Genomic DNA, 22915 nt, shown 5'->3' on the forward strand with positions numbered 1-22915 from the left:
TATAGAAAATTTCCATTAGTGGTATATTTTACTTTACCAAAGAATGCTTGAAAGCATAAATAACAGCTTGGGTTCTGTCCTGAACTTGAAGCTTGCTTAAAATATTACTTACATGTGTCTTCACTGTTTTCAAAGCGATGAATAACTCATCCGCTATTTCCTGATTTGATTTTCCCTCTGCCATCAGCAGCAATATTTCTAATTCTCTTGTTGTTAACTCTTCGTGGAGCTCTGTTTGTTGCTTCTGACGCATCTTCGACATCATTTTTCCGGTCACTTCTGGTTCGAGAACGGATTGACCGTGGAAGGTTGCCCGCACTGCATTAGCGATCTCACTCGCTTTCGAGGTTTTTAACATATAGGAAGTTGCGCCTGCCTCCAATGCAGGGTAGACTTTTTCATCATCAAGAAAACTCGTTACAATGATAATTTTTGCTTCAGGCCATTTATCAATGATATTTCTTGTTGCCTCGATGCCATCCATTTCTTTCATCACCAAGTCCATGAGAATAATGTCTGGACGTAACTCAAGAGCCAGATCGATAGCGGTCTTTCCATTATCCGCTTCAGCAACAACTTCTATGTCCGGCTGTGCTGAAAGGTATGAAGATACACCGATCCGCACCATTTCATGGTCATCTACAAACAATACTTTAATCATTGACCTCATCCTTTTCCATCAATATCGGTACTTTAACCTCTAATCGCGTTCCTTTATTTTTAACACTTATGATTTTAAGAGTTCCACCAATTTCTACTGCCCGTTCATACATGTTTTGCATCCCATATGAGCCTGCTTTTGATTCTTCCACATCGAATCCAACTCCATCATCAACCACTCTTAAAATGACAAATCCATCTCTCTTAATAAGAAGAACCTCTACCTCTGTTGCTTTTGAATGCCTTAATGTATTGGACACCGATTCTTGCAAAATCCGGAAAAGGTGATCCTCTACCCCCTTATCAAGAGGAAAGTCTTCTACTTTCCAATCAATTGCCATCGTTACCTTTTGTGAAAGCTCAACGAGGAGCTCCTCAATTCCTTCCTGAAGCGTTTTTCCTTTTAGTGCCACTGGTCGCAAATGAAGAAGCAGAGCTCTCATTTCAAGTTGTGATTGATGGATCATCCCTTCAACCAATTTTAACTGCTTCGATTCATGTTCATTCGTTTCATTAATTGCCGACATTAGCATTGAAGCTGCAAAAAGCTGTTGGCTCACCGAATCATGTAATTCTCTTGCTAATCTATTGCGCTCCTGCGATATAATTTCTTGAATGCGATTTTCCTGGTCTACCGCTTTCTCATTAGCCAGTTTTTGCGACAAAATTACTTGCTCTGAAATTTGCTTTTGAATTTTCTTAATCCGCTGCAAAATTATTTTTTTATCTTCAAACATACCTACTTCATCTATATTTACGTTTCTTCCCTCTTCCACTTCATGAAGAACAGCATCGAGAGTTTGAAACTGTTTTTTCCAGTATAATCCTGATCCAATTCCAAAGACAATACCGATTAAAAGACTTAAGCTCGGGATAAATAGTAAAATGGGAATATCCATTAAATTTTGTTTCCAAAGCTCCTGAAAACCGACAAAGGGAAAAGAAAAAATAAAAGACAAAGTAATGACAAAAAACACAGCCAGGGCTACTAAAACCCCCCAGCCAATTTGTCTTTGTATAATATTCATACTCTTTTCACCTCTAAATCTCCTATTAGAAAAGAGGTGAATATTTTTACCTTTTGCTCAGCTTTTTGATAACCGGCAGTCTCATATTGAACAGACTGGTTAAACCTCTTCGGGCCCTCATATTGAAACACCGTTGCTTTTCCTGCAATCGAAGAATGCTGAACACTCACTTCAATATCATATGGAATAAGGACTTGCACATTTCCAATAAAGTTACGAATAAAGATAACCGTTTCTCCTTTTGGCAAAACGGTATAGCTTAAATCGACATTTGTATCGCCAATACCCGACTGAATATTAATATCATTCCATTCAAAAACATGGTCAGGGGTTTTCCGATCGCCAAACAATGAATTTTCGAATAACGGTTTTTTCTCTATTACTATCTCTTCAGGCGTTTCTTTATTTATAATCGGCTGAATTGTTTTAGGCTCTTTCCTTGATTGATAATATTGGATAATAAAATGAATAACAATTGCTAATAATAAAAATTTAAAGGTCATCATGCTTAAAATGCTCATGGCAAAGAAAAAGATGCCAAACCAAAAGAATAATTTTCCAGTCGTGCTCGGCAGTCTTTTCCTGCCGACATAAATCATACCCATAGCAACTAGAAGAGAAAAAATCACACCACTATTAAAAAACGATACCTCAAGAAGTAGTAGAATTATCCCTAGTGGAACTGCTTTATTAATGTAATCGTCTTTCATTTTAAAATGCATGATGTTCTTCTCCTTTCTAGGAACAAATGCGCAGGGCGCTTTCGGAACAACTAAGATCAACCGTTCCTACGAGGATGAATCTTAGTTTTCATCACTGGACAAAATAACTGGATCCGCAGTTCTCAAGATGGATTGTACAGCCTCAAACTAGAAGTTTTGCAGGGCTTCAGAATCAAAAAATTTATTATTTCTAAAAAGGCGTAGAATACTACGCCCCTTCTGTGACAAATCAGCAGAACGTTACTTTTTTAGTATGCACTCCCTTATTTATCATTTCAAGGGATTTTGCCATAAGAGAGAGCATTCGCTTAAAAATTTGCTGATTTTTCATCCCTTTTCATCTTTTTTTCGAGCTCTGCAATGCGAGCATCTATCGTATTTTCTTGATAAGAGTGGTTAATGTCTTTCTCCAATCGTTCTAAATAAGATTCTATTTCTCCAAACCGTGAAGCTGATTTGTCAGCCAAAGAATTTTCGTTAATCACCTGATCCATTTTATGATTTGCTCTAGATACATTTTCACGGCCCATTAACTCCATGCGACGAATATGCATATCCTTTAACTTATGCTTCATCACTTCATACTTTTCTTCTAATTTTTGCAATTCAGCCGCGGCATCATTTAATGCTTGATGCAAACGAGAAGCACGTTCTTCATGGTGGATTGCTTCTTTAGCAGCAAACTGCTGCAATTCTGTCTCGCCCGCTTTTTCTGCAATTTCTGCCTGTTGCTTTCGCTTCTGTGCCAGCTCAGCGGACTTCTCATACTCATTCGCAAACTCTTCTCTTAATTGATATTGTCTAGCAATTAACTTGCGCACTTTCTCAGTTTCCTGTTCACACTGACGCAAATATTGATTTATCATGGCAATTGGATTCTTTTTTTCCTTCTGTTCAAGTACTTCATTCAAATCAGCCATTACTGTATTTTTAATGCGTGTAAATAAATTTGTCATCCTACATTCTCCTTTTCATATAAATGGACTTTAACGTTACTCATCAATTGAATTCACATGCTACACTTGTAAAATAACTCAGTTCTTATTTAAGTCAGACCATTGCTTTTCAAAGTTCTGAAAAGGGTCGTTCTCTTCTTTATAACTTGGCTTTTTATCGTTCCATTTTCTATAGATAACATATAGAACATACGCGGCAACAATAGCGATAATCGCCGGAATATTAGATGCTGCTGTCAATAACACGAAAACACCCAGTATTCCTAATGCAACTTTCCATCCGAAAGACTCTGTCTTTAAAAATTGTTTAAAGATGAAGTATAGAACCGCTAAACTCACAGCCAATCCGATTAGTGGACCCAAATTAGAAAGCAATACTATCGCCGCAATACCTCCTGCTAAAAGCAACCCGAAATTTTTCATTTTGTTTGTTGCCTCCTTTCTTGTTTCCATCTTATCTCGTTTTCAGAGCTTTCATAACGAGCCTGAGCTTTATTTTTAAATCAGTCTTGAGGCTTAGTTGAATTGAATTTAAGTCCAATTAAAAAATAGAAACCCTGTCAACACAGGTTGTTGACAGGGTTTTTTGGAATTATGGTTACTTTTTCCGGAATTACACTGATTTTTTCCGGAATTCCACATCATTTTTCCGGAATTATTGATGGTTTTTCCGGAATCGCATAGAATCTCATCATATTACACCACGCTAAACCGAGGACTCTTATCTGGAGATAAACATTTGTGTCCAGTAATACCGCTGCGAGCCACCTTTAACATAGCCTACACCAATTTCAGTGTAACCGGAGTTCAAAATATTCGCCCGATGGCCTTCACTGTTCATCCACGCTTGTACCACTTGCTGCGGACTCGTTTGCCCTGCTGCAATGTTCTCACCAGCACTACGATAAGACAGACCAAATTTTTTTATCATTTCAAACGGTGAACCGTAGGTTGGACTTGTATGAGAAAAATAATTTCGGTCCCGCATATCGGCTGACTTGTAACGGGCAATCCGAGACAATTCCCAATTTGCTTTTAACGGTTTCAGCCCATATTTTGCCCGCTCTTGATTTGTCAATTGAATCACTTGATTTTCAATGCTTTTCGTGGCATCGACATCTGGAACTGTTATTTTTTCGCCTGGGTAGATTAACGCTGGGTTTTTAATTTGCGGATTTGCCGAAATGATTTCCGACAACCCAACCTGATACCAAACTGAAATTTTCCACATCGAGTCTCCTGGACTTACCGTATGTATTCTCTGAGCGTGGGAAATCGTAGGAACAGTTAGTAACGTTATGAATAGTGAAATAGCAATTACCATTTTTTTTAGCATTCATTCACTCCTCCTCGTTGATAGAATTCAACAAAGAGTGAAAAATAAAACATGGATGTTATTGGCAAGAATTACTTTGTCAAATCTCTCGTTGAAATGACGATCCCATCTTGATCTGCATAAAGATAATCGTCTGGATTCCAATCGAGAGAGAGGAAGCTTAAAGTAATATTCTTCTCCCCTTTCCCCTCCTTTTTGCTCTTTAATGGATGAGTTCCTAATGCCAAGATGCCCACATTAATTTGAGAGAGTTCTTCTGAATCCCGGACACACCCATTAATAATGATCCCTGCCAAACCTCTATTTTGTGCAATTTCAGCAAGCTGATCTCCCAACAGCGCTCGACGCTTAGAGCCTCCTCCATCAACAACAAGGACAGAACCTGTCGGGATCGTTTCAAGCGCTTCTTTCACGAGCACATTATCTTCAAAAACCTTCACCGTTTTAATTGGTCCGGAAAAGCTTTTTTTCCTGCCAAAGGATTGAAACTCAGCTCCAATAGCTCGAATTTCACTGAAAAATTGGTCACATAAATCTGTTGTTTTCATGGTCATTCCTCCTTATCTCAATTTCCTACTTTATTCTTGATACATAAAGTGAATTCCTCTTCTTTTCCCAAATTCTTCGCATATATGTAGGAAAAGAGCTATTTTCAATGAGGAGGAATTTGATGCTTGAATGGACATCAACCCTAATTGGTTTTCTTATTGTTTTCTTTATTGTCGGTGGAGTATTTTTTCACTTTTTGTTGATATCGCTTAATACAGAAGATTGTACAAAAATAGATCGTTACCCTAATATGAACGAATAGTGGCGGTATTTTGAAAGAGGGCAGCATTCATGTAATGCTGTCCTCTTTTTGCGTTGTCCGCAGCATGCATAAACTTCATCGAATTGGAAAAATTATGAACATCATGATTTTTTGGAGGGTTACCATGACTGAGATAAATAAAAAACAAATGCCGACTTTTCCTGAATCGTATTGGAGAGAATTTGAGCTTCCACTCTTTAACAAGCTAACAGAGGATCAGAGCTTCGATGTCGGCATTGTTGGCGGTGGAATCACAGGTATTACAACAGGCTATTTGTTAGCAAAAGAAGGGCTTCGCGTTGCGATCATCGAGGCTGGCAGAATATTGACTGGCACAACAGGGCACACAACAGCCAAAATTACTGCACAGCATAACATCATTTATGATGAATTTATCAAACACTTTGGTCAAGAAAAGGCAAAAATGTACTACGAGGCCAATAGCGATGCTCTTCATTTCATTCAAAAAATGGTTCAAACTTATGAAATCGATTGTGATTATAGTGATGAGGACGCGATTATTTATGCAACAACCACTCAGGGCCAAGATAAAATTAATAAAGAACACGAAGCGTATGAAAAGCTGGGGATTAAAAGTTCCATTCTAAATAAAATTCCCTTTGAAATTGAGATAAAATCCGCCTTAGCAATGCATCAACAAGGGCAGTTTCATCCTCTTAAATACTTACATAAGCTTGTAAGACTGTTTATTGAGGCTGGAGGAACCATTTTTGAAAATACAACTGCGCTCGATATTGACGACGGAGCAAAGCCGCAAATTATGCTTCGCAACGGCAAAAAGATAAATTGCCAACACATTGTTGCTGCCTCCCATTTTCCTTTTTGTGATAAAAAAGGACTCTATTTTGCGCGAATGTATGTAGAAAGAGCATATATTCTAGGATTAAAAACAAAAAAATCGTTTCCTGGTGGGATGTATATCAGTGCCGATTCTCCAACCCGCTCCCTCCGTTCTACCCCTTTAAATGGAGAAAAGCTCGTATTAGTGAGCGGGGAGGGCCATAAAACTGGGCAAGGAATAGATACGCTGCAGCATTATTTAAACTTAGAAGAATTTGCAGAGCAGGCTCTTGGAATTAAAGAATATAAATATCGTTGGTCTGCTCAGGATATGTATACGCTAGATAAAATGCCTTTTGTCGGACCAATCACAGAAAATCAACCAAGAGTGCTTATTGCAACAGGGTATCGAAAATGGGGCATGACGAACGGAACAGCAGCCGCTCTTCTTCTGAAGGACCTTATTCTAAATAAAGCCAACCCGTATGAGGAGCTTTTTACACCACAGAGATTTCATGCGGATCCTGATGTAAAAAAATTCATAAGTGTGAATGCCGATGTAGCAAAGCATTTTGTTAAAGGTAAACTCGAGTTTATCCCAAAAGGGCCGGATGAATTGACGAATGATGAAGGCTCTCCTGTGATGGTTGACGGCAAACGCTGCGGTGCCTACAAAGATCGCGAGGGAAAACTGCATATCGTTGATACCACTTGTACCCACCTTGGTTGTGAGGTTGAATGGAATCACGGCGAACGAACTTGGGATTGTCCATGCCACGGCTCAAGATTTTCCATCGATGGTGAGGTGCTGGACGGTCCCGCTGCAAAGCCTTTGATGAAAATTGATTGGGACTGAGCCTATATTTGGATGTCTTTTCGGGAAGTCTGATTTTGGAGGATTGTTTAGTGCTTTTCTGTTAAAAATGCCCTCATGACAAATGCTTCATGAGGGCATTTTTTATTCCCATAGCTAAAATTACCTTTAGAGGGTCTAATTTCTATTCGCTTTCATTATTGCTACTCACTTAATCGACGATTCTCTTCTGGCTCCGCTCATCTTTCGGAGTAAATTCCACTAGCTCTGAGCTCACCTTTTGCTGTCGTTTATTTTTATTGCGCTCAGCATTGCCATTGCCCATTTTGGTGCGACCCACCTGTCTCAACTCCTTCATCATGTTTTTCACTAAGTAGTATTGGTAGTCATACCTAACATCATGCGATCGTCAGCAAGTAAAATTTACCTTCTATCTTCCGGACTGACTATTTCTCCTTTAAAAAATACTTTTCGCACAACTTCTATTCCAAGCTCCCGTCCGTATTTCTTAAGCTCTCTTTCTTCACGAGCGGTTACAAGAGAGATGACTGTACCATCTGCGCCAAATCGTCCTGTACGTCCAGAACGATGAACATATTGTTCTAAATCCTTAGGGAAATCCAAATGAACTACATGCGTTACTCCCTTAATGTCTAAACCCCTTGCTGCCACATCAGTAGCGAGCAGCATATTTACTTTCCCGTTTCGAAAATCTTTTAATGCATTTTTTCTCTTATCTTTGTTTAAATCACTGTGGAGACTGACCGTTTCAATGCCGGCAAAAGCGAGTTTCTCACTTGCCACCGTTAAATTTCCAATATCCTTTATGAATACAAGCGCTTTGACATCCGGTAAACGCGTGACTTTTTCTAACAATTTGAGCTTTTCGCGCTTCTCAGCACTAAAATATATATGTTCCACCATACCAGCGGCAATGGTCTCATCTTTTTCAATGCGAACAACTGCAGGATCCCTCATTAATTCCTTCGCTTCTTTTTCCACATATGCTGATAAAGTGGCGGAAAACAGCAGAACCTGACGCTCAGCCAATGCGGAACGGATAATATTTTGGACGGTTGGCAAATGCTCATATGTTAAAAGTTGATCGCCTTCATCTAAAACAATTGTTTTTACCTCATGCATTTTTATTTTCTTTTGTTTGATCAATTCATATAAGCGCCCAGGCGTTCCGGCAATAATATGAGGATGCTTCTTTAATTTTTCCAATTGTCTTTTGACATTTGCTCCGCCAATAAAAGAAGCGGTACGAATATTGCTTCCGTGGCTCCATTTTTGAATCTCCTGCAGGATTTGCATTACAAGCTCTTGCGAAGATGCTAGAACAACTGCTTGAATTGCCTTTTTTTCTGGGTCAATTTGATTTAAAACCGGCAATAAGTAGGCAAGGGTTTTTCCTGTTCCTGTTGGAGATTCTGCTATGACATCTTTCCCCTCTAATATGAGCGGAATCGCACTCTCTTGAACTTGAGTTGGTCGTGCAAATTGTTCTGTTTTCCAAACGTCCTGAATAAAAGCTTTCAGTCTTTCCTGTATTAACTCACCCATTATTTTCTCCTTTTACAATAACTACTTCCATACTAAAGATACAGAAAATTATCCGAAAAAGCTAGCTGCATTCCTTTAGTCCTCTTTATTCGCAGGAACCTCTGATAAGAAGCTTTTATTTCGGATTCCACTTCTGCGGATGGCTACATGGACATTCACGTCGACATCAGCTCTTGCAAATTCCTCGTCCCACTTTTCCTCGACCTCTTTAGCCTTTTGATAATTCTGACGGTGTAAAGCCTCTCCAAACCCAAAAATATCAAGGCCAAATTCGTCCTGCACTTTTTTTATCGTAGCTACAATCATATCCTTCACATACTTACTGCTCTTCTGCTCCAAATCAAGATACGTTTCTTTTTTTGAAAGGTCTTCATTGCATTGCATACTGGTTAATCTTGCCTCAGAATAAATATCGACCTTTAAGTGAGGCTGATCACCTTTATAAAAAGTTTTAATGGTAGACTTATTATTCATAATAGCCAGATCAAAATATAATTTTTCTTTCAGTTCTTCACCATGCTTCCCACACGGAATGGTGACCATTGTTGATTCTAGCTTTTGTGTCCATAAATAGTTTCTCGTATCCTCTAATGAAAGATAGCCGGCCAATTTATCCTTTTCAAATACAGCAATTCCAGCCAGCAAAATTCTTGCCGGTGCTTTTGTCTCCATATTACTCTCTACATTTTTTCCCTTCTCAGGATTCCCTTCGATAGTCACTGAACTGGCTATAGGTGAACGCCCCTGCGAAACAATCGCATCAATAAAATCCGTTAAACGCACGCGGGGGTCTCCACCCCAATTCTTTAAAATCGATTTAATCTGCTTTTGAACCTTTAGTGATGGTACCCTTTCAACTGGGTCATTGATCGTTGGAAACTTTTCGGCTGAATCCCCTTTCGTAATCAAAATATTAAAGTCATTTCGAAACTGCGGATTTCTCTCTAGAGAGTCTAAGAAACTCCCCACACCATCATTTTTAGCGACCTCCTCATTAATATAGAGAGCTCTTGTATGGGAAAAAACAAGCTTCCTACTTACGCCGATATTCATTCGCGCCGATATTTCCGGAAGCGAATTACCTTCCAGTGTCATAACAGAAACTGGAGCTCCCTCAAATGGGATTTGTGGGGACAATATCGAGGCATTTACATACCCAACTGTGAGCCGGTATCTCTTTTCCTTACCTGGATCAATTGCTATACCTGTCACAATTGAGACATCATTCAGTTCTGTGCTATCCCAACAACCTGTTAATAAAAAAGAAGAAATACATATTAGAATAAAAATTCGCTTTTTCATTTCTTTCCTCCTTGTACATGCGGAGGGCTTGGCTTTTGTTTTTTCTTCTCCTTAACTGGTGACTTTGGAAAAAGATAGGATGGTCTTCTTTTATTGGCCCAAGCAGGCAATCTTAAAAAAACATCGTCTTGATCTGTTAGTTTAAACGGTGCCACAGACGCTAAATAGGGAACACCAAAGGAGCGCAAACTGACAAGATGTATGACCATGATAATGAGAAATAATAACACACCATAAAGACCAAACACTGCTGCAAAAAGGATAAGCACAAAACGAAGTAACCTTGTGGCAATGGAAAAACTATAAATCGGCGATACAAAGCTAGCGATCGCTGTGAAAGCAACAATGATCACTAATACACTTGAAACCAATCCTGCTTCTACTGCTGCCTGTCCAATCACTAAAGCTCCAACAATCGAAACCGTTTGTCCAACAGCTCTTGGCATCCTTACCCCTGCCTCCCTCATAATCTCAAACGTAAGCTCCATCATAAATATTTCGATCACAGCTGGAAAGGGAACCCCTTCTCTTTGTGCTTGAATACTAATCAAAAGCTGAGTTGGCATTAGTTCCTGGTGAAAGGTCGACAATGCCACGTACAGGGATGGCAGTACTAAAGCAATCATAAATGACATATAGCGGATAATACGGATAAAGCTTGGCATTAGAAAAGGTTGATAATAATCCTCAGACGACTGAAAAAAATCAGTAAATACGCTTGGGACTGCTAAAACAAATGGACTCCCATCAACAATTAACGCTACTTTACCCTCAAGCAAATGACTGCAAATACTGTCAGGCCTTTCTGTATTGAAAACTAATGGGAAGGGGGTAAAAGATTTATCAACAATCATCTCTTCAATATTTCCCGAATCTAGTACGGCCCCAATTTCAATTTTTTCAATTCGCTCCCGGACCTCATTCAAAATATCCTCATTTGTAATCGTTGATACATAACCAATAGCAACGGTTGTCTTAGTATCCCCTCCAATATAAAAATCCTCAAAGATTAAATACGGATTTTTGATTCGTTTTCGAATCAAACTAATATTTGTATTAATATCCTCTGTAAATGCTTCTTTCGGACCACGAATAATCGTTTGGGTGCTTGGCTCAGTGATCGCACGCTTTTCAGTATCTCCGATTTCCAACGAAAGAGCTTTTTCTTGACCATCGACCATAATCACTGCAAATCCGTTCAAAATATGCCAAACCACTTTATGAAAGGTATCTGCATATTCAAATGCCATTGTTGGAAAATAGCGATCGCGAATTTCCTCAATATTTTTTGGATTTTTCGATACGGATGTTTCCCGTGGTACATTTAAAACTTTGTCCGTAAGAGAATGAATGTTTAACATCGTCCCTAAATAACAAACACAAGCTTCTGATTCCCCTAATCTGATGTCATCACACGAAAAATCAAATGTTTGCTTAAATAATTCGTGAAGAGATCTTTTGTTTTTATCTAAGCTTTTAAAATACTCTTTTGAGATATTTTCGTTTTGAAAAATCTCCTCTTCTGGAGTGCTATCTCCTTTTTTGTTTTTTCTTCGTTTAAATAGGAAATCACTTAGACCCATTTGTGTCCGATCCCCTTTTTTGTTTTTTCGTTCTCCAGAAAAGCAGTGGAGCGAATAGCGCTGGTAAAATGAATTGAAATGGCACATGCATATAGTGCGGAATAAATCGAATTCCTTCTTCGATATGCTCGGCAAAGTTATCGCTAATTAAAATGGTACCGTAGGAAATAATCGTGGCCATTGGCAACACCATATAGCGATAGGAAATATTTGTAATATGTTCCAATCCCTTTAATCCTGCAAAAAAAAACACACTCACTTTTGTAATAATTCCAAACATCACAATAAAAACGACAACTAAATCCACTCTTTCAATAAATTCTAATAAGGATATGTATCGTGCCGCAGATAATAAAGGAAAGACCGTTCTTTCCAACTGCTCTGTTCCTAATGTTACGATCTCGATAACTGTACCATAAATAATGATCATCCCACTTACTAAAACCGTAATTACACTTACCTTCCCGGCCTTATTAAATTGTGTAACATAAGGAATAATCACCATAAAGGTAATTAATTCTCCAAATGGAAAAGTTAACAGCCTTGGAAAGATGTGTTGAATAATCGGACCAGACCCCTCCGCCATTACAGGCAGTAAATTTTTAAAATCCATTTCACCTGAGAAAAAAGTGGCAAATCCAATTAATATCGTAAATGTAAACACGTATGGAATAAAAATCTCACCTGTCCTTCCAAAAACTTCAAGACCTAAATAAATCATGTAAGCAATAACACCCATCATTGTAATCGAGATAATCTCTATCGGAGTATTTTCAAAGATAACAGTAGTAATCAGCTCACAAAAGTCCCTTAATACCCGCTCTGCAATGTAAAAAAAATAAAACACATATAAAAGTCCAATTCCTTTGCCAAGCCATTTTCCAAAAGAAATAGTCATCAATTCGAACAAATTCTTTCCAGGAGCACGCTTTAATAGCATAATGTAGAACGAAACAATACCCGCTCCTAGCAACGTTGAAATCGCTACGGCGATCCACGCATCCTGCCTCAAATCATTTCCTACTCCAACTACGGCAACACTCCCGATTTCAAAGGTAAATAACAATACTGCCAACTGCCATAAGGATAGTTTTTCCATAAGTTTTTGCTGCTTCATAGCTGCTTCTGCCCTTTATTTTTTCTTAAACGATAATCAATCACGATACTGCAAATGAATCCTATAAATACAGTACCGCCTATCAACCACTCATTCGTTCCCTCGTCTAAGGTGAACAGTCTCAGAATCACTTGAAAAAAAGACTGTTTCCATATGAACATGTCAATAAGAGAGATAAGAACCAGCATTCCGATATACATCACTAAATACACGAAAGTCACCAATTTAATCATCCTATTATTCATCATTATGTTCTTCTATTAATTGCTTTCCATTCCATATTTTTCTCAAAACCCGGCCATTTATGTGAAAAAATTTGTAGTCATCACTTAATGACAAAAAAAAGAACCTACCCGAGTAGGCTAAGTTCTTTACAACCTTGATTTAGAATATACCTTGGGAGGCAGCTTTGCTTTACGAATTAATTGATTAATGACTTCTGAAAAGACAAGTCCTAATGCAATGGCACCAGAAATCAACCCTGCTTTTGCCGCCAAGCCCAAACCTATTGTATAATTGCTTTCAACAAAATTACGCATTGCATCATAGGCGAGCCCACCTGGAACTAGCGGAATAATGCCCGCAACATTAAAGATAATAATTGGCGTTTTATACCTCCTTGCAAAAAATTGACTAATCAACGCAACAACAAAGGAACCAGCTAGCGATGCTGGAACGGGATCAATCCCATTGCTAGTCATTGTAAAATAAACAAACCAACCTGCCATCCCAACAATTCCACATTTTATTAAAGATGCCTTCTTCGTATTAAAAATAATTCCGAATGCGGCAGATGCGATAAAACTTGTGATTAATTGTTCTACAACCATTTCAACACCCCTATATAAAGGTTAAGACAACGGCTACGCCAGAACCGATTGCGAAAGCCGTTAATAGGGCCTCTGCTCCCTTAGACAGTCCCGACACTAAATGCCCCGCCATCAGATCCCGGACTGCATTCGTTAAGACAAGCCCTGGAACAAGGGGCATAACCGAACCAATTATAATTTTATCAAGCTCATAGCCCCATCCTGTATAAACAAAAATCCAAGAGAGGATCGCGATAATGAGAGAGGCAACAAACTCTGAGAAAAACTTAATGGGGACAATTCTTTGAGCATAAATAAAAGTTATTAAGCCTGTTCCTCCAGCTACAAAGGCTGGAAAGAAATCATCCCATGTCCCTTTAAACATAATTAAAAAGCATCCACTGGCAATTGCGGCAGCTAGAACTTGAATGATAATTGGATAGGAAGGGGTAGAGCTTTCAATATTTTTCAAGGACTGATATGCTTCCTGAAGGGTCAGCTCCTTATTGCTAATTTGACGGGAAACACTATTTACTAACGTAATTTTATGTAAATCCGTTGTCCGATCTGTAATACGAATAAGCTTCGTTTTCGTTGGTTGTTCACATTCAATTGAAAACATAATTCCTGTCGGTGTTACATAGCTATGGGATTCCTTCGCCCCAAAAGATGAAGCGATTCTCATCATCGTATCCTCAACACGATAGGTCTCAGCACCACTCTGAAGCATGATTTTCCCAGCAAGTAAACATACTTCCATTACATCTGTCTTCATTGCTTTTCTCCTTGCTACGATTGTTGAACTAACTAGATTGTTAAGTCTTTTTGAAATAAGAAAAACCAAAAACACTATGTCCTATCATAATATTTAAATAACCTTAATACAATTTAAAGCTGTTTTTTTCGCTAAATTGTAATTTTCATGTAAAAGCATGATTAAAACCACGAATTCTACTTGTTTTTCTTTACCTGACTTCTTTACACTAGTAAAGAGGTGAAAAATAATGGATGTTTCAAAAGTAAAAGTACTGGTCTTTGATTTAGACGGAACCGTGTACGAAGATACACATCATTTTGACTACCAGACAAAAAGACTAAAGGAAAGGCTCCCTATAGACAAACAACATCTTTTTGAAAAAGATGTTGCTGCGGTAAAACATAATGAACACCCCATTAAAATAGGCAGAGTCTACGATGCTAGCAACGATTTAATTCTCGTTCAAATCGATAATATCGTTCAAGATGCTTACGATTGGCAAGGACAGAAGCTTTCATCAAGAGAAATGAAGAATCTCTACCGAGAACCGATTGAAATCAATTCTGAAGCAATGCTAAGCATCGGAGACCCTTGGTGGATTTCCACCGCTATTGCAGGACACTATGGTTTAAGCAGTAAAGAGTGCTATGCCGCGTTCCTTGAAACGAGAACATATATGATGGGACCTGAGTTTAAGATGAAGCCGATTGCCGGATTCAAAGACGTTCTTTCCGACATTCATAAAAGTGTCAAACTCGTTCTTTTAACGAACAGCCCTCAACCGGATAGCGAAGCGATCCTGACAAAAATCGGACTCGATCAGGTATTTGATATGAAAATATTTAATGGTGAAAAACCAACGCTGACAATTGAACGCTTTGAAAAGATAAAAAATCAATTTTCTGTTGAATTCGATGAAATCGTTAGTATTGGCGACAATTGGATCAACGAGATTCGCCCGGTTCGTACCCTCGGATGCGGAACGATATTCATTGATCCGCATGGTGTCGGTGATCCGAGTTCTGCTGACTTTGTCTGCGCGAATATGCGAGAAGCCATTCCCATTCTAAGAAAAATCGGAAGCTGATTGAAATAATCTACAAAAAGCAAGTGAAAAATGTAGGCTTCACTTGCTTTTTGTAGATATAGCTTTTAAAACCTCTTTACTAAGCTTCCTAATCAGAGCAGTACCTTTTTTAAAGGGAATTTTTCGTTTTGAACGAACGCAGGAATACTTTAATCATTAAATAAGATATTTTATCTGGAAGTAACTCTTTAATCGGCTTCAGCTTTTCTGATCCCACCTCTTCTACCGCTTGTTCAAGGAGCGGCAAGTATTGATCTGGAATAATCTCAGACACTGCAATATCCAGTCCTTCCGCCATACATTGTTGGATATGATTCTCGATCGTGCTCGTTGCCATTTCCCTGGTCTTTGCAATTTCCTTCACTGATAGCCCTTCTTTAAACAGCTTATATGTTTCAAGGTGGGAATTTTTCTCTCCCTTTTTTCTTTTAGCCACTGGTGGTATCAGTTTTTCCCTCGACCTATCCGGATTTTCTTTACAAAACTCCTCGATTCCGTTTATAAATGGTGCTCCATACTTTTCTAATTTCATTTCACCAACACCACTAACTAGCAAAAATTCTTCCTTCGTTTGCGGCAATTTTACACACATGTCCTTTAAAGACGCATCGGAAAAGATGACAAATGGAGGTACATTCTCAATATTGGCAATCGATTTTCTTATATGGCGTAGTTTTTCAAATAAAGGATCTTGTGAAGAAACTTGCGTAACTTCAACTACTTCTTTTCTGTATACTTGTTGTTTACCCAGCAATACTTCCTTTCCAGCTGGTGTGACAAAGACGGTTGGGAATTGCCCCTGTTCAACTCCGATTAACTCCTGTGAAATGAGAAATTCAATGAAATCACTTGCTTCTTTTATACTCATGTCATTTAAGAGCCCGTAGGTCGGTAATCGATCAAATTTCAATTCCTTCATTTTCTTATTGTTCGATCCTGTCAAAACCTGTGCCACTGCTGTCTTTCCGAAGCGTTGACCCATACGAATTATACAGGATAAAACCATTTGTGCTTCTTTCGTTACGTCAACGCTTGAGCGGGAATCCGTGCAATTTCCACATTTCCCACATTTCGATGCATTCCTCTGTCCAAAATATTCAAGGATATAAGTCTGAAGACATTTTTCAGTATGGCAATAATCGACCATTGCCTGCAGTTTTTCCAGTTCTCCTGCAATCCGCATTCTTTCAGCAGACTGGTCAATTAAAAATCTTTGAACTTGAACATCCTGTGAAGAATATAAAACAATACACTCACTTTCGAGCCCATCTCTCCCAGCGCGTCCTGCTTCCTGATAATAGCTCTCCATATTTTTCGGAAGCTGATAATGAATGCAATAACGAATATTCGATTTATCGATCCCCATACCAAATGCTGAAGTTGCAACCATAACCGCCGTTTCATCCTGAAGGAATTTTTCCTGCTCCCTCTTTCTATTTACATCACTCATGCCTGCATGATAGCGACCAACGCGAACGCCTTCTCTCGCCAATTTTTCATAAAGTTGATCAACGTTTTTTCTTGTTGCAGCGTAGATAATTCCGCCCTCTTGCTCATTCTTTTTAACATATTCTTTTAAAAAAGCGTAGCGATCCTGCCCCTTAATAACATGAAAAGAGAGATTTTCACGGGCAAACCCTGTCATAATGGTGTTCTCATCATCAATATGAAGAGTATTGCATATATCTACGCGAACCTGCGGAGTTGCGGTAGCGGTTAACGCCATCACAAGCGGCTTTTGTGGGAGCTGCTCGATAAGCCTTTGAATTTGCAAATAGCTTGGACGAAAATCATGGCCCCATTGGGAAATACAATGGGCCTCATCAACAGCAACAAGCGGGATCTCAAGGGCTGATAATTGCTCAACAAACACACTTGATTCCAGACGCTCAGGCGCAATATAAAGAAGCTTATACTCCCCGTATATAGCAGCTTCCATCCGTTCAGTTGCTTCTTGCGCACTTAAAGAACTGTTAATAAAAGTCGCTGGAATTCCTACTTGCAAGAGACTGTCCACTTGATCTTTCATTAATGATATAAGCGGGGAAATGACGATTGTCGTGCCCGGAAGTACGAGAGCTGGAATTTGGTAGCAAATCGACTTTCCTCCACCAGTCGGCATAATACAGACAGTGTTTTGACCTGCAAAAATGGATTGAATTGCCGCTTCCTGCCCCTTTCGAAAAGACGGATAGCCGAAATGGGCCTGTAATAGTTCTTTTGCTTGCTCTAGCATTTCCATAACCTCACTTTTAGGAGAGAGTCCCTCATACTGATTAAATACTGTTATTCTACTGTCTCCAAGACCAGAAATAATTCTTCTAAATGGCGAATCTCATAATCTGGTTCTACGTCATTTCTTTCCTTATCATGGCGATTGATCCAAACGGATTTCATGCCGATCCGCGATGCTCCCAGTATATCTGTCATCAAGTTATCTCCGACCATAATAGCTTCATCCTTGGAAACTTCCATAAGTTGGAGCGCATGCTCAAAAATGGTAGGATCGGGCTTACCTCGCCCAAATGCTCCTGAAATCACAATCTCGTCAAAATATGGAGCAATTTCTGGTGTAATCGCTAGTTTCGTATTTTGCAAATCAGGAGAACCGTTTGTAAGAAGCAATAATTTATATTGTCCTTTTAGCTTGTCCAATACAGAAAAAGTGTCCTCATAAACAAATGGTGCCTTTTTACGCTCCAAAGGAAATCGCTCAGCCAGTTGCGCTCCAAAATCTGCATCCTCGATTCCTAAGGCTGACAATCCTTGGGTCCATGCGTCCTTGCGATAAGTAGGAACGAGAGCCTTCATTTTTTGAAAGTTCTCATCTCCATCATCGTGAAAATTCCCCCATAATCCTTCAAACGGGTTTATCCCGATCATTTTTGTGAAAGAATACGTTTCATAAGACGCATAAAGCTTAGTTGCTGCACGTCGAACAACCTCTTCTAATTCCTCCGGATCGACACCATATTTTCTCTCCGCTTCCTTGCATGTTGCGACAAACGCTTCCTTCACACTTTTATGATCCCAAAGCAATGTATCATCTAAATCAAAAAAAATAGCTTTAATCATTTTCAGTCCCTCCCGTAAAAATGTTCAGCTTAAAATTAAGAGTACAAGGAAAAAGGGAAATAGTAAATAGATGAAGGATCCTATATTGCCCAAGTGTTTGCTTCAACTCATTCCTATTAAGGCAATCTTAAAAGATCCGAACATTCTCTCCAGCAAAAGGCACGGACAATCCCAATGTTTTCTTAAATGTCAAGTGAAATTCTTGTAATTTTTCATAATTCAGTTATTATAATATTTAGGAAAACGAAATTTCTTCTTAGAAAGAAGTGTTCATATGGACGAACAACTTATCGCAAAACGCAACCTTAAAATTATGTGGTTTGCAAACTTTTTTATTGCGGGAAGTATGACGATGGTTCTCCCGTTTATCTCCCTTTATATTGACTCATTCGGCAATTTTTCCGACCAATATGTCCAGCATTGGTCAGGGATCACCTTCGGTGTTACCTTTGTTACCGCATTTATTTTCTCACCTCTTTGGGGAAGGATCGGGGATAAGTATGGACGAAGAAAGCTCCTGATCTTTTCTGCATTTGGAATGGCCTGTTCAATATTGCTGATGGGATTCGTGAATACCGTTTGGCAGCTGTTTTTATTAAGAATGTTCATGGGAGTATTTGCTGGTTTCATCTCGATGTCTCAAGCCTTTATCTCTACACAAACACCTAAAGAAATGGCTGGAAGAGTGCTAGGAACTCTCCAAACAGGGACGATTACGGGACAGTTAATAGGGCCTCTCTTAGGCGGCTTACTTGCGGATACCTTCGGTTATTCTGCCACATTTAAATGGACCTCAATCGCCATTTTCATTTCTGCCGCTCTTGTCATTACGACAAAGGAGTATAGAATGAAAGATGTAAAAGGGACAAAAACCTCCTATACGACTAAAGAAGTCTTTAAACATATTAGTCGGAACCCACTGTTATTAAATGTATTATTAATCTCAACATTGATTCAAATAGCACATTTTAGCATACAGCCGATTCTATCTCTATATGTAAGTGAACTTCATGGTCCGGCTAATTTAGCTTTATTCTCTGGAATTGCCTTTTCTGCCGCTGGTTTGGGAAATTTAATGATGGCTCGTCAATGGGGGAAAATGGCGGATCGCTACGGCTATATCAAAATTTTAATCGTATTATTATTTATAGCAGGACTTGTCTATCTACCAGGTGCCTTTGTAACAAACATTTGGCAGCTTGTTGTCATCCGTTTCGCACTTGGAGTCGCTATTGGTGGGATCATTCCCGTGCGCGTAGCTTATATTCGTCAGGAAGCACCGATTGCCATGCAGGGGGAAGTCTTGGGATATAACACAAGCCTTCGTTTTTTAGGAAACGTTATTGGACCTGTTATGGGCGGATTTATCGCTGGATATTTCGGCATTTCATCCGTTTTCCTCATAACAAGTGGATTACTGCTCTTAAGCGGGTTTCTTCTCTTTGCTGCCATGCAAAAGAACCCAAAACTCGTGAAGCATTCTGCTTAAATTTTTTAAGAGCCCGCTTTTCTGCGGGCTCTTATTATATGATGTTGTTATTTTTGGGTCATTTCGTGAGAAACCTTCGTTTCAAGTCAGTAAAATGACATGTTCTACCATTTTGTTTAACATAACTAAGTGAAAAAAATTCAGTAACTCATTTTACTCTTACTAAAATTCAATATTTGTGAGGATGTTTTGTCCCTCTTCATTTTGATAGTACTCAATAGTAACTGGCGTATCCGGTTCAATTGCTTCGAAGTCAACATCTGCAACACCCGGATCTAAAATTTGTAAGGCCAGTACATCAGACTCGGTTTTCACTTCAATAGAGTGCGGATCTTGCATCCCAGTGTATGTTGCCTCTTCTTTTATTACAGCTCTATCGTCTTCTGTTACTTGCTCATCTGTTTCTGCTTCTTCATCATCACCAGCATGACTGGTTTCGTTGTTTTCTTCAACAACTTCATTTGTTTCATTATCAGGATTTTCCTCTGCTCCTTGATTTTCATCATTCCCTGTACCACAAGCAGTAATTACTAGTAAGGTTACGGCTGTTAATACTGTCCATAATAGTTTTTTCATTTTTTTCACCTCATCCTTTTAGACGTAATTGATTGTTGAACGTTACACTGAGTTGCCCAAATTAAAAAACCGAGCTTTAAAATGCTCGGCTTCTACTATATCATATCTATAAAACCTTACTCAAGAATGCCTTCGTGCGTTCATGCTGGGGATTGTCAAACAACTCGTGTGGAACATTTTCCTCAACGATATAGCCTCCATCCATAAACAAGACCCGATCACCTACCTCACGGGCGAAACCCATTTCATGCGTAACGACAACCATTGTCATTCCTTCCTTTGCAAGTTGCTTCATCACCTCTAGTACTTCCCCAACCATTTCCGGATCGAGCGCTGAAGTAGGTTCATCAAAAAGCATGATTTTCGGTTCCATTGCTAATGCCCGCGCAATGGCTACCCGTTGTTTTTGCCCGCCCGATAACGAATCTGGAAAAGCATCGGCTTTCTCCTCTAATCCTACTTTTCTCAGTAGCTCTAGCGCCTTCTCTTTCGCTTTCGCAGGATCGATTTTCTTTACTTTGATAGGTGAAAGCATAATATTATCTAGCACTGTTTTGTGAGGAAATAAATTAAATTGCTGGAATACCATCCCGACTTCCGCTCTGATTTTATTAATATCCGTTGTCTTTGCTGTTATGTCGATTCCTTCTATAAAGACATGTCCTCCTGTAATGGACTCCAATAAATTAAGACAACGGAGAAAGGTTGATTTTCCCGAACCTGAAGGACCAATAACCACAACAACCTCCTGTTGCTTGATCGAAGCATTGATATCCTTCAGAACTTCATTAGCACCAAACGATTTCTTTAGCTTTTCAACTTTGATCATTCTGTTGCTAACCTCTTTTCTAGACGACTTAATAAGTAGCTTAATGTTAAAGTTAAAATAAAGTAAATAAATGCAGCAGTTAAGTATGGCTCCCATACTCTATAATATTGGCCTTGGAACGCTCTACCCCAATACATAATCTCCGGGACAGCAACTAAGGCAGTAATAGCAGATTCTTTTAATAGCACGATAAACTCATTGCCGAGCGGTGGGATCATCCTTTTAAACGCTTGTGGTAGAATAATATATCTCATCGCTTGAACATGATTCATCCCTAATGAGCGGGCTGCTTCCATTTGACCACGATCAATTGACTGAATTCCTGCTCGGAAGATTTCAGCAATATATGCGGCAGCGTTTAGTGATAAGCCGATAATTCCTGCTGCAATCCCATTGGTCGTGCCAATAATCGCCGGGACTACACCAAAGTGAATAATAAAGATTTGCACGATAAATGGCGTACCGCGGAAAAATGAGATATATAACAGAAAAGGGAAAGCAAGTATTTTGTTTTTCATCATTTTCCCAAGGCCAATAAGCAATCCTAATATCGTTCCGAATAAAATTCCTAATAATGATATACCAATCGTATACAATGTTCCCCTTAAAAAGAAAGGTAAATAATCCATAATTAATTCAAAGCGAAAATCCATGCCGTCTCACCTCTTTTGAAAAAAAATTGCGTAACACAAACGTGTGGTTACGCAATTTTGAGTCGTAAACTTCCTCTATTATTGCTGTGCCTTTAACACTTCTATATCCGGTTCTTTACCAAACCATTCCTTATAAATTTCCGCATATTTTCCATTATCAAAAAGCTTGTTCAGAGCTTCATTAAATTCTGCGACCAGTTTACTATCTTTCGGAAATAATAGACCATAAAATTCTTCTTCAAAACTATCATCAGTAATTACAACTAAGTTTTGCTGTGAGTTGTTTTTAACGTATTCATCTACGACCGGCTTATCTGCTATAACAGCATCTGCCCCGTTGCTCAATAGTTCCTGAATCGCAAGTGGAGTCGTTTCGAAAGGTTTTATATTTTTGTGATTGCTTCCTAAAATAGATTCTGCAATTTCATGCCCTGTCGTGTCCTTTTGAACAGCTACAACCTTGTCAGTTAAATCCGCACCACTTTGAATATCACTGTCTTCAGGAATTAAAATTTCATTTGAAGATGCGTAATAAGGGACGGAAAAATCATATGACATTTTTCGATCATCCGTGATCGTGATCGATGAAATAGCCAGATCAGCATTTTCAGTGTCAATTTCAACAAATAACGGATCCCAACCAACGTGGTCAACCTTTAATTCATAGCCGGCTTCCGCAGCAGCAGCTTTTGCTAGATCAATGTCAAAACCGAGAATTTGATCCCCATTCATATACTCCATAGGTGCATATGCTGCATCTGTTACGAGCCTTAGTGTTTTCTTCTCATTTCCGCCATTATTTTCTGAATCTTTCGAACCAGTTTCATTCGCTCCACAAGCTGACACCATCAGGACAAGCCCCATTAATAAAATGAACCGTACCTTCTTACCAATCTTCACAAAAATTTCCCCCTCAACAGTAATTTCGAGTTTTGAATTTTCTC

Annotated in this window: 25 protein-coding genes; 4 read left to right on the plus strand and 21 right to left on the minus strand. The window is 38.9% G+C overall.

Annotated elements, in window-relative coordinates:
• Window positions 1-28 precede the first annotated feature (28 nt).
• The 7 genes from FCJ93_RS03780 to rraA form a co-directional block, all read right to left on the minus strand.
• Window positions 29-661 (minus strand): response regulator transcription factor, encoded by a 633-nt coding sequence (locus tag FCJ93_RS03780; protein WP_095308743.1) that lies wholly within the window; start codon window positions 659-661, stop codon window positions 29-31.
• Window positions 654-1688 carry a sensor histidine kinase gene (locus tag FCJ93_RS03785; protein WP_095308745.1) on the minus strand — a complete coding sequence of 345 codons (1035 nt, stop codon included), beginning with the start codon at window positions 1686-1688 and terminating at the stop codon, window positions 654-656. Before FCJ93_RS03785 ends, FCJ93_RS03780 begins: the two co-directional genes overlap by 8 nt.
• Entirely contained in the window at window positions 1685-2410 is a 726-nt protein-coding gene (gene liaF / locus FCJ93_RS03790; RefSeq protein WP_137742969.1) for a cell wall-active antibiotics response protein LiaF, read from the minus strand. Before liaF ends, FCJ93_RS03785 begins: the two co-directional genes overlap by 4 nt.
• Window positions 2411-2718: 308 nt before the next feature.
• Entirely contained in the window at window positions 2719-3366 is a 648-nt protein-coding gene (locus FCJ93_RS03795) for a PspA/IM30 family protein (protein ID WP_137742970.1), read from the minus strand.
• A gap of 78 nt (window positions 3367-3444) precedes the next feature.
• Window positions 3445-3789, minus strand: coding sequence for a lmo0954 family membrane protein (locus FCJ93_RS03800; RefSeq protein ID WP_095308751.1), 345 nt, complete (start codon window positions 3787-3789; stop codon window positions 3445-3447).
• A gap of 298 nt (window positions 3790-4087) precedes the next feature.
• Window positions 4088-4702 (minus strand): SafA/ExsA family spore coat assembly protein, encoded by a 615-nt coding sequence (gene safA / locus FCJ93_RS03805; RefSeq protein WP_095308753.1) that lies wholly within the window; start codon window positions 4700-4702, stop codon window positions 4088-4090.
• A 71-nt stretch (window positions 4703-4773) separates the two neighbouring features.
• Window positions 4774-5250: a ribonuclease E activity regulator RraA gene (rraA, locus tag FCJ93_RS03810; RefSeq protein WP_095308755.1), complete on the minus strand. Its 477-nt coding sequence runs from the start codon at window positions 5248-5250 to the stop codon at window positions 4774-4776.
• Window positions 5251-5372: 122 nt separating this feature from the next.
• On the opposite strand from rraA, the gene FCJ93_RS24755 reads away from it, so the two are divergent.
• Together FCJ93_RS24755 and FCJ93_RS03815 are read left to right on the plus strand one after the other, a co-directional pair.
• Entirely contained in the window at window positions 5373-5513 is a 141-nt protein-coding gene (locus tag FCJ93_RS24755; RefSeq protein WP_170211200.1) for a hypothetical protein, read from the plus strand.
• Between the two features lie 124 nt (window positions 5514-5637).
• Window positions 5638-7170 carry an FAD-dependent oxidoreductase gene (locus FCJ93_RS03815; protein ID WP_137742971.1) on the plus strand — a complete coding sequence of 511 codons (1533 nt, stop codon included), beginning with the start codon at window positions 5638-5640 and terminating at the stop codon, window positions 7168-7170.
• 169 nt (window positions 7171-7339) lie between these two features.
• On the opposite strand, the gene FCJ93_RS25605 is transcribed toward FCJ93_RS03815, so the two are convergent.
• From FCJ93_RS25605 to FCJ93_RS03850, 8 genes are all read right to left on the minus strand, one after another.
• The gene (locus FCJ93_RS25605) at window positions 7340-7468 is read right to left on the minus strand and encodes a hypothetical protein (RefSeq protein WP_268951555.1); all 129 of its coding nucleotides are present in this window, start codon (window positions 7466-7468) and stop codon (window positions 7340-7342) included.
• Between the two features lie 83 nt (window positions 7469-7551).
• A complete protein-coding gene (locus FCJ93_RS03820) occupies window positions 7552-8694 on the minus strand; it encodes a DEAD/DEAH box helicase (protein WP_095308759.1) in 1143 nt (380 codons plus the stop codon).
• Window positions 8695-8769: 75 nt separating this feature from the next.
• Entirely contained in the window at window positions 8770-9996 is a 1227-nt protein-coding gene (locus FCJ93_RS03825) for a Ger(x)C family spore germination protein (protein ID WP_137742972.1), read from the minus strand.
• Window positions 9993-11579, minus strand: coding sequence for a spore germination protein (locus FCJ93_RS03830; protein ID WP_137742973.1), 1587 nt, complete (start codon window positions 11577-11579; stop codon window positions 9993-9995). Before FCJ93_RS03830 ends, FCJ93_RS03825 begins: the two co-directional genes overlap by 4 nt.
• A complete protein-coding gene (locus FCJ93_RS03835; protein ID WP_137742974.1) occupies window positions 11566-12696 on the minus strand; it encodes a GerAB/ArcD/ProY family transporter in 1131 nt (376 codons plus the stop codon). The genes FCJ93_RS03830 and FCJ93_RS03835 overlap by 14 nt, the downstream gene beginning before the upstream one ends.
• On the minus strand, window positions 12693-12941 hold the full coding sequence (locus tag FCJ93_RS03840; protein ID WP_137742975.1) for a hypothetical protein: 249 nt from the start codon (window positions 12939-12941) through the stop codon (window positions 12693-12695). Before FCJ93_RS03840 ends, FCJ93_RS03835 begins: the two co-directional genes overlap by 4 nt.
• 126 nt (window positions 12942-13067) lie before the next feature.
• On the minus strand, window positions 13068-13526 hold the full coding sequence (locus tag FCJ93_RS03845) for a threonine/serine exporter family protein (RefSeq protein WP_137742976.1): 459 nt from the start codon (window positions 13524-13526) through the stop codon (window positions 13068-13070).
• A gap of 10 nt (window positions 13527-13536) precedes the next feature.
• Complete coding sequence (locus tag FCJ93_RS03850) at window positions 13537-14280, minus strand: threonine/serine exporter family protein (RefSeq protein WP_137742977.1); 744 nt, start codon at window positions 14278-14280, stop codon at window positions 13537-13539.
• Between the two features lie 229 nt (window positions 14281-14509).
• On the opposite strand from FCJ93_RS03850, the gene FCJ93_RS03855 reads away from it, so the two are divergent.
• Window positions 14510-15349: an HAD family hydrolase gene (locus FCJ93_RS03855; protein ID WP_137742978.1), complete on the plus strand. Its 840-nt coding sequence runs from the start codon at window positions 14510-14512 to the stop codon at window positions 15347-15349.
• 109 nt (window positions 15350-15458) lie between these two features.
• Here the strand turns inward: FCJ93_RS03855 and recQ are convergent, their stop codons facing one another.
• On the minus strand, window positions 15459-17585 hold the full coding sequence (gene recQ, locus FCJ93_RS03860) for a DNA helicase RecQ (protein WP_137742979.1): 2127 nt from the start codon (window positions 17583-17585) through the stop codon (window positions 15459-15461).
• Window positions 17586-17635: 50 nt separating this feature from the next.
• The gene (locus FCJ93_RS03865) at window positions 17636-18424 is read right to left on the minus strand and encodes an HAD family hydrolase (RefSeq protein ID WP_137742980.1); all 789 of its coding nucleotides are present in this window, start codon (window positions 18422-18424) and stop codon (window positions 17636-17638) included.
• 274 nt (window positions 18425-18698) lie between these two features.
• Here FCJ93_RS03865 and FCJ93_RS03870 point away from each other — a divergent pair, with 274 nt between their 5' ends.
• Window positions 18699-19913, plus strand: a complete 1215-nt coding sequence (locus FCJ93_RS03870; protein WP_095308777.1) for an MFS transporter — start codon at window positions 18699-18701, stop codon at window positions 19911-19913.
• Window positions 19914-20075: 162 nt separating this feature from the next.
• Here the strand turns inward: FCJ93_RS03870 and FCJ93_RS03875 are convergent, their stop codons facing one another.
• From FCJ93_RS03875 to FCJ93_RS03890, 4 genes are all read right to left on the minus strand, one after another.
• On the minus strand, window positions 20076-20489 hold the full coding sequence (locus tag FCJ93_RS03875; RefSeq protein WP_095308780.1) for a hypothetical protein: 414 nt from the start codon (window positions 20487-20489) through the stop codon (window positions 20076-20078).
• A 106-nt stretch (window positions 20490-20595) separates the two neighbouring features.
• Window positions 20596-21318: an amino acid ABC transporter ATP-binding protein gene (locus tag FCJ93_RS03880; protein ID WP_095308782.1), complete on the minus strand. Its 723-nt coding sequence runs from the start codon at window positions 21316-21318 to the stop codon at window positions 20596-20598.
• On the minus strand, window positions 21315-21971 hold the full coding sequence (locus FCJ93_RS03885; protein WP_095308784.1) for an amino acid ABC transporter permease: 657 nt from the start codon (window positions 21969-21971) through the stop codon (window positions 21315-21317). The genes FCJ93_RS03880 and FCJ93_RS03885 overlap by 4 nt, the downstream gene beginning before the upstream one ends.
• A 78-nt stretch (window positions 21972-22049) precedes the next feature.
• Window positions 22050-22871 (minus strand): transporter substrate-binding domain-containing protein, encoded by an 822-nt coding sequence (locus FCJ93_RS03890; RefSeq protein WP_235879406.1) that lies wholly within the window; start codon window positions 22869-22871, stop codon window positions 22050-22052.
• Window positions 22872-22915: the final 44 nt, after the last annotated feature.

Source organism: Robertmurraya siralis, from assembly GCF_005502275.1.
In the GTDB taxonomy this organism is placed as follows: domain Bacteria; phylum Bacillota; class Bacilli; order Bacillales; family Cytobacillaceae; genus Robertmurraya; species Robertmurraya siralis.

Excerpts from the sequence above, each read along its gene's own strand:
- FCJ93_RS03780 (WP_095308743.1), bottom strand. The coding sequence starts at position 661 with ATGATTAAAGTATTGTTTGTAGATGACCATGAAATGGTGCGGATCGGT.
- FCJ93_RS03785 (WP_095308745.1), bottom strand. The coding sequence starts at position 1,688 with ATGAATATTATACAAAGACAAATTGGCTGGGGGGTTTTAGTAGCCCTG.
- liaF (WP_137742969.1), bottom strand. The coding sequence starts at position 2,410 with ATGCATTTTAAAATGAAAGACGATTACATTAATAAAGCAGTTCCACTA.
- FCJ93_RS03795 (WP_137742970.1), bottom strand. The coding sequence starts at position 3,366 with ATGACAAATTTATTTACACGCATTAAAAATACAGTAATGGCTGATTTG.
- FCJ93_RS03800 (WP_095308751.1), bottom strand. The coding sequence starts at position 3,789 with ATGAAAAATTTCGGGTTGCTTTTAGCAGGAGGTATTGCGGCGATAGTA.
- safA (WP_095308753.1), bottom strand. The coding sequence starts at position 4,702 with ATGCTAAAAAAAATGGTAATTGCTATTTCACTATTCATAACGTTACTA.
- rraA (WP_095308755.1), bottom strand. The coding sequence starts at position 5,250 with ATGAAAACAACAGATTTATGTGACCAATTTTTCAGTGAAATTCGAGCT.
- FCJ93_RS24755 (WP_170211200.1), top strand. The coding sequence starts at position 5,373 with ATGCTTGAATGGACATCAACCCTAATTGGTTTTCTTATTGTTTTCTTT.
- FCJ93_RS03815 (WP_137742971.1), top strand. The coding sequence starts at position 5,638 with ATGACTGAGATAAATAAAAAACAAATGCCGACTTTTCCTGAATCGTAT.
- FCJ93_RS03820 (WP_095308759.1), bottom strand. The coding sequence starts at position 8,694 with ATGGGTGAGTTAATACAGGAAAGACTGAAAGCTTTTATTCAGGACGTT.
- FCJ93_RS03825 (WP_137742972.1), bottom strand. The coding sequence starts at position 9,996 with ATGAAAAAGCGAATTTTTATTCTAATATGTATTTCTTCTTTTTTATTA.
- FCJ93_RS03830 (WP_137742973.1), bottom strand. The coding sequence starts at position 11,579 with ATGGGTCTAAGTGATTTCCTATTTAAACGAAGAAAAAACAAAAAAGGA.
- FCJ93_RS03835 (WP_137742974.1), bottom strand. The coding sequence starts at position 12,696 with ATGAAGCAGCAAAAACTTATGGAAAAACTATCCTTATGGCAGTTGGCA.
- FCJ93_RS03840 (WP_137742975.1), bottom strand. The coding sequence starts at position 12,941 with ATGAATAATAGGATGATTAAATTGGTGACTTTCGTGTATTTAGTGATG.
- FCJ93_RS03845 (WP_137742976.1), bottom strand. The coding sequence starts at position 13,526 with ATGGTTGTAGAACAATTAATCACAAGTTTTATCGCATCTGCCGCATTC.
- FCJ93_RS03850 (WP_137742977.1), bottom strand. The coding sequence starts at position 14,280 with ATGAAGACAGATGTAATGGAAGTATGTTTACTTGCTGGGAAAATCATG.
- FCJ93_RS03855 (WP_137742978.1), top strand. The coding sequence starts at position 14,510 with ATGGATGTTTCAAAAGTAAAAGTACTGGTCTTTGATTTAGACGGAACC.
- recQ (WP_137742979.1), bottom strand. The coding sequence starts at position 17,585 with ATGCTAGAGCAAGCAAAAGAACTATTACAGGCCCATTTCGGCTATCCG.
- FCJ93_RS03865 (WP_137742980.1), bottom strand. The coding sequence starts at position 18,424 with ATGATTAAAGCTATTTTTTTTGATTTAGATGATACATTGCTTTGGGAT.
- FCJ93_RS03870 (WP_095308777.1), top strand. The coding sequence starts at position 18,699 with ATGGACGAACAACTTATCGCAAAACGCAACCTTAAAATTATGTGGTTT.
- FCJ93_RS03875 (WP_095308780.1), bottom strand. The coding sequence starts at position 20,489 with ATGAAAAAACTATTATGGACAGTATTAACAGCCGTAACCTTACTAGTA.
- FCJ93_RS03880 (WP_095308782.1), bottom strand. The coding sequence starts at position 21,318 with ATGATCAAAGTTGAAAAGCTAAAGAAATCGTTTGGTGCTAATGAAGTT.
- FCJ93_RS03885 (WP_095308784.1), bottom strand. The coding sequence starts at position 21,971 with ATGGATTTTCGCTTTGAATTAATTATGGATTATTTACCTTTCTTTTTA.